Annotated in this window: 7 protein-coding genes; 5 read left to right on the forward strand and 2 right to left on the reverse strand. The window is 39.5% G+C overall.

The features are described from left to right. The first annotated feature begins 46 nt into the window (after positions 1 to 46). Positions 47 to 211, forward strand: a complete 165-nt coding sequence (locus Q8J68_RS00805; RefSeq protein WP_305309672.1) for a type II toxin-antitoxin system HicB family antitoxin — start codon at positions 47 to 49, stop codon at positions 209 to 211. A 17-nt stretch (positions 212 to 228) separates the two neighbouring features. On the opposite strand, the gene Q8J68_RS00810 is transcribed toward Q8J68_RS00805, so the two are convergent. Then, the gene (locus Q8J68_RS00810; protein WP_305309673.1) at positions 229 to 507 is read right to left on the reverse strand and encodes a methyltransferase domain-containing protein; all 279 of its coding nucleotides are present in this window, start codon (positions 505 to 507) and stop codon (positions 229 to 231) included. 27 nt (positions 508 to 534) lie between these two features. Further along, on the reverse strand, positions 535 to 840 hold the full coding sequence (locus Q8J68_RS00815; protein ID WP_305309674.1) for a class I SAM-dependent methyltransferase: 306 nt from the start codon (positions 838 to 840) through the stop codon (positions 535 to 537). Between the two features lie 23 nt (positions 841 to 863). Between Q8J68_RS00815 and Q8J68_RS00820 the strand changes: the two genes are divergently transcribed. The 4 genes from Q8J68_RS00820 to Q8J68_RS00835 all read left to right on the forward strand — a co-directional run bounded on the left by Q8J68_RS00820 (position 864) and on the right by Q8J68_RS00835 (position 5,872). Next, positions 864 to 1,259: a (deoxy)nucleoside triphosphate pyrophosphohydrolase gene (locus Q8J68_RS00820; protein WP_305309675.1), complete on the forward strand. Its 396-nt coding sequence runs from the start codon at positions 864 to 866 to the stop codon at positions 1,257 to 1,259. 34 nt (positions 1,260 to 1,293) lie between these two features. Further along, positions 1,294 to 4,185: a DUF3427 domain-containing protein gene (locus Q8J68_RS00825; RefSeq protein ID WP_305309676.1), complete on the forward strand. Its 2,892-nt coding sequence runs from the start codon at positions 1,294 to 1,296 to the stop codon at positions 4,183 to 4,185. A 74-nt stretch (positions 4,186 to 4,259) separates the two neighbouring features. After that, positions 4,260 to 5,555, forward strand: coding sequence for a UDP-glucose/GDP-mannose dehydrogenase family protein (locus tag Q8J68_RS00830; protein ID WP_305309677.1), 1,296 nt, complete (start codon positions 4,260 to 4,262; stop codon positions 5,553 to 5,555). A 53-nt stretch (positions 5,556 to 5,608) separates the two neighbouring features. Continuing rightward, the gene (locus Q8J68_RS00835; protein ID WP_305309678.1) at positions 5,609 to 5,872 is read left to right on the forward strand and encodes a hypothetical protein; all 264 of its coding nucleotides are present in this window, start codon (positions 5,609 to 5,611) and stop codon (positions 5,870 to 5,872) included. Positions 5,873 to 6,874: the final 1,002 nt, after the last annotated feature.

A 6,874-nucleotide genomic window follows, 5' to 3' on the forward strand; every position in this document is an offset into this window, starting at 1 on the left:
TGTATTCCAGGAAATCAAATATATAAGGACCCATAGATGAATATTTATGGAGTATACAATCGCTCTTGAGGTCGCAGAGGAAGGGGGCTATACAGCCCGTTGTCTGGAGCTTCCGGCGGCCATAAGTGAAGGAGATACTAAAGAAGAAGCTCTTGAAAATATCAAGGAAGCTATAGAACTGGTGCTTGAGGCCACTGAGAAGCCGGATTAATCCATTGGGCTGCTTTCCTAAGCCCTCTTCAACACCGCCGCCCTATCAGGAAACCTCTTCGGCCTCCCCACAACCTCAAGCCCCGCGCCACCGGCGATCCTCAGCGTCTCCTCAAATGCCTTTTTTGAAACCTCAAAGGGCGGCTCTTCAACATAGACCAGCCCGCCATCCTTAAGCAGCGCCACCACTTCCCTGAAGAGCGCCACCCTGTCCGGCACCTCGTGAACTACATAGAACAGGAACACCTGGTCAAAGCTCCCGGATACGCCCAGCCGGTCCTCCTCGCACCTGTGCAATACAATCCTCCCTTCCACTTCAGACCCCTAGACCTTATCCCTCACTTTCTGAAGCATGCCTTCCTGCAGATCAACGGCCACCATGCGGGCTATGTCAAGCGTGAAAAATCCCGGACCGCACCCCACTTCCAGTACGACCATCCCTTCCTTTACGTAGGGGCGGAGTATCTTCTGCGGGTTCTGCAGCCATCTGCGGATACTGCTGTCAAGGAGGCCGGAGCGTTCTACGGGAAGATGTGGGTGCTTGGGTTCATAGTACTCTCCTGTTTGAGATGGGTGCAGTAGATCAATCCGATAATTATAAAAAGAGTTATAAAGTATATAAATTATCATATTTTCTGGGATGTACAAGACAGATGAAACACTTAGAAGTAGTTGCAGCAATAATAATTGATGATGATAAGGTCCTCTCTGTTCAAAGAGGTCGTGGAAAATACGAGTACATTTCTTTAAAATATGAGTTCCCAGGTGGAAAAATCGAATCTGATGAAACTAAAGAACAAGCACTAGAACGTGAATTACTAGAGGAACTTGAAATGAAAATAGAAATTGAAAGAGAGTTTCTAACTGTAAATCATCAATATCCGGATTTTAGTGTTACTATGCACAGTTTCATCTGCAGTGTTTTAAATTCAACATTGAATCTGAAAGAACATATTGATTTCAAGTGGGTAAATCCAGAAAATTTATCAAATTTGGATTGGGCTGAAGCAGACCTGCCAATTGTTTCAAAATTAATGAAGGAATATTAAAATGGATAACTTTCCTGTATATTTATTAGATAGTTTGAAAACGGGTTTTATTGACCAGTATTTTGCTTCAAAAAAAGAGTATCTTCCAGAGTTACTAGTAAATGATGCTGACAATGGGAAAAAAGTACTACAGAGCATCTCCAGAGAACTAAAAAATTGTGACGAATTCTGGTTTTCAGTAGCATTTGCTACAAAAAGTGGTGTAACTACTCTAATTAATTCATTTGAAGAACTTCAAAATAGTGGAATTAATGGAAAAATACTGGTATCTCAATATCAATATTTCACTCAACCAGAAGCATTGAAGTCTTTGTCAAAATTTAAAAACATTGATTTAAAAATAGCAGTTGATAGTGATTTTCATGCAAAAGGATATCTCTTCAAAAAAAACAATAGATATAACTTAATTATTGGAAGCAGCAATCTTACAGCTAATGCATTGTGCTCAAATAAGGAATGGAACTTAAAAATTTCAGCTACTTGTGACTCTAAATTGATATCCGATTCAATTAAAGAATTTAGAACTGAATTTGAAAATGCTAAATTCGTTGATGATAAATTCATTGAATCCTATGAGATAGATTATGCTTTGAAAAAGAAGTTTATTTCAAGTTCAATAGAAAGCATCGAATCTCAGCATACAGATTCAATAGCTCCCAATAAAATGCAGATTGAAGCGTTGACAAACTTAAATGATTTAAGATCAAAGAATAAATATAAGGCTTTGTTAATTTCTGCAACTGGAACGGGAAAGACATATCTATCTGCATTTGATGTGAAAGCATACAACCCTAAAAAGTTTTTGTTTATAGTACATCGAAGAAACATTGCAGAAAATGCGATGAGAAGTTTCAGGAAGATTTTTGGTGACAGCCGAAGTATGGGTATTTACTCAGGAAATGAAAGAGAGATTAATGCAGATTTTATTTTTTCAACAATTCAAACTATTTCAAGGGAAGAACATTTGCATCAATTTGATCAAAGACATTTTGATTATATAGTTATAGACGAAACCCATAGAGCAGGTGCAGAAAGTTATCAAAAAATCCTCAATCATTTTAAACCAAAATTTTTGTTAGGTATGACTGCTACTCCTGAGAGAACCGATGGATTCGATATTTTTTCTCAATTTGAACACAATATCGCATACGAAATTCGGTTGCATAGAGCTTTAGAAGAAAAAATGTTATCGAATTTTCATTATTTCGGTGTAATTGACGTTACAGTAGAAGGCAAAGTTTTAGATGAAGATGCTGCTTTCTCGTTGTTAACAGCAAAAGAACGTATCGATAGAATTATTGAAAAAGCTGAATTTTACGGATGTGATAATGGATGTGTGAGAGGACTTGTCTTTTGTAGCAGTGTTGATGAAAGTCAAGGGATTTCTGATGCATTTAACAAAAAAGGATACAGAACCGTTTCTTTATCGGGCAAGAGTAGTGAAGAGGAGAGATTTACAGCAATAAATAGATTGGAAAGTTCTGATCCTTCCGAGAAATTAGACTATATCTTTACTGTTGACATCTTCAATGAAGGCGTGGACATTCCAAAAGTAAATCAAATTATTATGTTAAGGCCCACTACATCAGCCATCATATTTGTACAACAATTAGGAAGAGGGTTGCGTAAAGTTAACGACAAAGAATACCTAACTGTAATTGATTTCATAGGCAATTACAATAACAATTACTTAATTCCAATTGCATTGTATGGGGATACTACTTACAACAAAGATACACTGCGCAAATTGATGTTAACCGGAAGTAGTTTGATTCCGGGTTCTTCAACAATTAATTTTGATAAAATTACACATGAGAAGATTTTTGCAGCAATTGACAACGCTAATTTACAGCTCAAAAAAGACCTTGTCAAAGACTACGAACTCTTAAAATTCAAGATTGGTCAAATCCCTATGATGATGGACTTTGTAGAACATGGTTCTCGAGACCCACAATTGTATGTAAACTACTCGAAATCTTATTTTAACTTTGTATTAAGTCAAGAAGAATCCTTACAAAACAAACTATCTGAAAAAGAGATTAAATTTATTGAGTTATTTTCTAATGAAATTGCAAACACTAAAAGGATTGAGGAAGTTATTATTCTTAAAAAACTGATTTCTGGAAATATTCTTCTAAATGAAGATTTAAAAGTAATTATTTTTGAGAAATATGGATTTTCGCTTTCTGATGAAACAATAGAATCGTGTATCAAAAACATCAATTTTGATTTTGTAACTGAAAGTCATAATAAAAAGCTAGTTAGTGTAAGTAAAATATATGATTTAAAAATCATTTCTTATGCAAATGGGGTGATCTCATTTAATAAGGATTTTATGGATTCACTCCTAAATGAGACTTTCTTGATTTTTCTAAATGATATGTTGGAATATTCCAAAGCAATTTATGATCGAAATTTTGACAAAAATAAGTATGTTGATGGCTTCATATTATATCAGAAGTATTCCAGAAAAGATGTGTTTAGAATTTTGAACTGGGATCAGAATCCTTTAGCACAGAATGTCGGAGGCTATCTTATCAGTCCTCAGAAGACAAATTGTCCAATATTTGTAAACTATCATAAAGAAGAGCACATCTCGAGTACTACAAAATATGAAGAAGGCTTTGTCAATAACTCTGAATTTGAATGGATGTCTAAATCTAGAAGAACATTGAAGAGTAATGATGTAATTACTATCAGAAATTATAGAAACGGAATTAGATTGCTTTTATTCATTAAAAAGAGTAATGGAGAAAGCAATGATTTTTACTATATGGGAGATGTGACTCCAATAGATGAAAGTTTCAAAGAAGCTACTTTAGTCGATGATGATGGCAAAAATGTTTCTGTTGTAAAAGTCAGACTTCGGATGAAGCATCCAGTTGAAGATTCGATTTATGAATATATTACAGCACCATGCAGTTAAAAACTAGTACATAAGAATATGATTACCCTAATATACACTCCCCAACAATCTTCACACAAAGGAGAATCCCAATCATGAAAGTCTCAATAATAGGTTCCGGTTACGTTGGCTCTGTCTCTGCAGCCTGCTTTGCAGAATTAGGACATGAGGTCATCTGTATAGATGTCGATGAAGAAAAGGTAAAGATGATCAATGCGGGCAGGGCGCCCATCTGGGAGGAGGGGCTGGATGAGCTTTTGATGAAGCACTCACAGAAAAGCCTTATTGCGACATCGGATTATGATTATGCGGTGCAGAACTCGGATGTGTCCTTTATCTGCGTGGGGACGCCATCGGGGGAGGACGGGAGCATCGACCTGGCCATCGTGAAGGCGGCAAGTGCCAGCCTGGGTGCGGCCATCGGGAAGAAGGATGGTTATCATGTCGTGGTGGTCAAGAGCACCGTGGTGCCGGAGACTACAGAGAAAGTGGTGCTACCCATCGTTGAGGAGTTCTCGGGGAAGAGGGCGGGGAGGGATTTCGGGGTGGCGATGAACCCGGAGTTTCTTAGAGAGGGCAAGGCGGTGTACGATTTCATGCATCCGGACAAGATCGTGGTGGGCGCCATTGATGAGAGGTCGGGCTTTGTGGTGGCCGAGCTTTACCGGGGGCTGGAATGTGCGGTCACGCGCACCAACCCGAGGACCGCGGAGATGATCAAGTACGTCAACAACTCCTTCCTGGCGACCAAGATCTCCTTTGCAAACGAAGTGGGCAACATCTGCAAGCACCTGGGCATCGACACCTACGAGGTCATGGACGCCGTGGGCACGGACTTTAGGATCGAGCGCAGGTTCCTCAACTGCGGTGCGGGCTTTGGGGGGTCATGCTTTCCCAAGGATGTCAAGGCGCTCATAGGCAAGGCAAAGGGGATGGGCTACGAGCCTCAGCTCCTTGGATCCGTGGTTGCTGTCAACGACCACCAGCCCCTGAAGATGGTGGAGCTGCTGCAGCGCAAAACAGGGCATATCAGGAACAAGAGAATAGCCATCCTGGGGCTGGCCTTCAAGAACGACACCGACGACATAAGGGAATCACGCTCCATCCCCGTTATTGCTGAACTGCTGCGCCTTGGGGCTGATATCGCAGCCTACGACCCCATGGCCGCAGGGAACATGAAGAAGGTCTTCAGCAATATCACTTATTGCACCACCTCATCCGAGGCCCTGTCAGGGGCCGACGGATGCCTGATAATGACAGAATGGGAAGAATTCGGGAAACTGGACAGCGAGTTTAAGGGCATGGCCGACAGGGTGGTCATCGACGGGAGGCATATGCTCAGACCCGATCAGCTCAAGACAAAGATCGATTACGAAGGCATCTGCTGGTGAGCAGGCAGAAGCAAGGACATACACAAAAGAGCATCTCAGGAATGTGCCTGGCCATGACAGAAAGATCCACCCCGGGAACAGGAGAAAAGAAGACGAGCAAGAGCAGCTTTTTCGGAAGCACCGTGGACATTATCTACTGCTGGATGGCCGGAGAGAATACCCTTCTCTATCGGACTCCTTTATCAAAAGGATACCTGGGTCATGCACTCAACCTATTCTTCCCGAAGAAGTCAACATACATCATGCTGGACAGGCAAAAGTATTATGCCCATAGCATGAATCACGACAACATAACTCTCCAGAGGTTATCCAATTAGAATTTTAATTTAGAATTCTATTCGTTTTTTCATTAAGTTATATATTTTTCAAACAACTGTCTAGACACGGATTTACAGAATCAACACGGATCTGCAAAAACGTTTATCTTAGAACCCCGCAAAAAATGAAATCTGTGTCAATCCCGTGCTAATCCGTGTCTGAAAATATCTATAAAAGCAATCTAACAATTGCAAGCTAAGAATGAAGACCGTCTGAATATCTAAGACACAGATTTACAGGATTAACACGGATTTGCAGACACATTGGATCTTAGAACCCTGCAAAAAAATGAGATCCTTGTAAATCCCGTGTTAATCCGTGTCTTGATATTTCAGGGATGAATGCGAATCGTGAAATACTAAAGAATGCCGTCAAATTAGAATAAGGGTTTCAGGAGCTAAACAAATATACTCTATTTCTGGGGCTGTCTAATTAGGAAAGGAGTTTTGGGAGCCGATTAGATAACCTCTCTTCAATTATCCGGGTAAAATCTAAGGATTTTAATAGATGAAGTGAAAAAAAATAACCGTTCAATTGGTGGGCAGGTCATGAAAAACGACAACCCGATAAAAGAGAGAGTTTTTATTATTTTCTGTTTTCTCACTATAACTCATCTTCTTTGTTTGCATTCATCTGAATACAGTTTCTATAAATTCAGACATAATGCAAACAATTAATATATGTATGACTAGAGGAAATATTCCCCTCAATCAACCACTGACAAAAGAAATACAGGATGGAAACGTAATACAAAAACTTCCTGAAATAAAGTATGATGATAAAATGTACCTATTGTTTACGGTAATTTCTCCAGAACGGTTTTCTGTTTGTGCTTGTAATCAAAACCACATAAGTCATATAAACGGTATATAATCTCAAGTTATGGATTAATCGTTTGTTTAACAATTTATCATATCTGTTCTGATGAAGAGTGCAAAAAGCATCTGAGATGTCATGGATTTAGCATCAAATTCACTCATCCAGAAGCTGGCCTCCATAGA

The sequence above is a fragment of the Methanolobus sp. genome, from assembly GCF_030682845.1.
GTDB lineage: Archaea > Halobacteriota > Methanosarcinia > Methanosarcinales > Methanosarcinaceae > Methanolobus.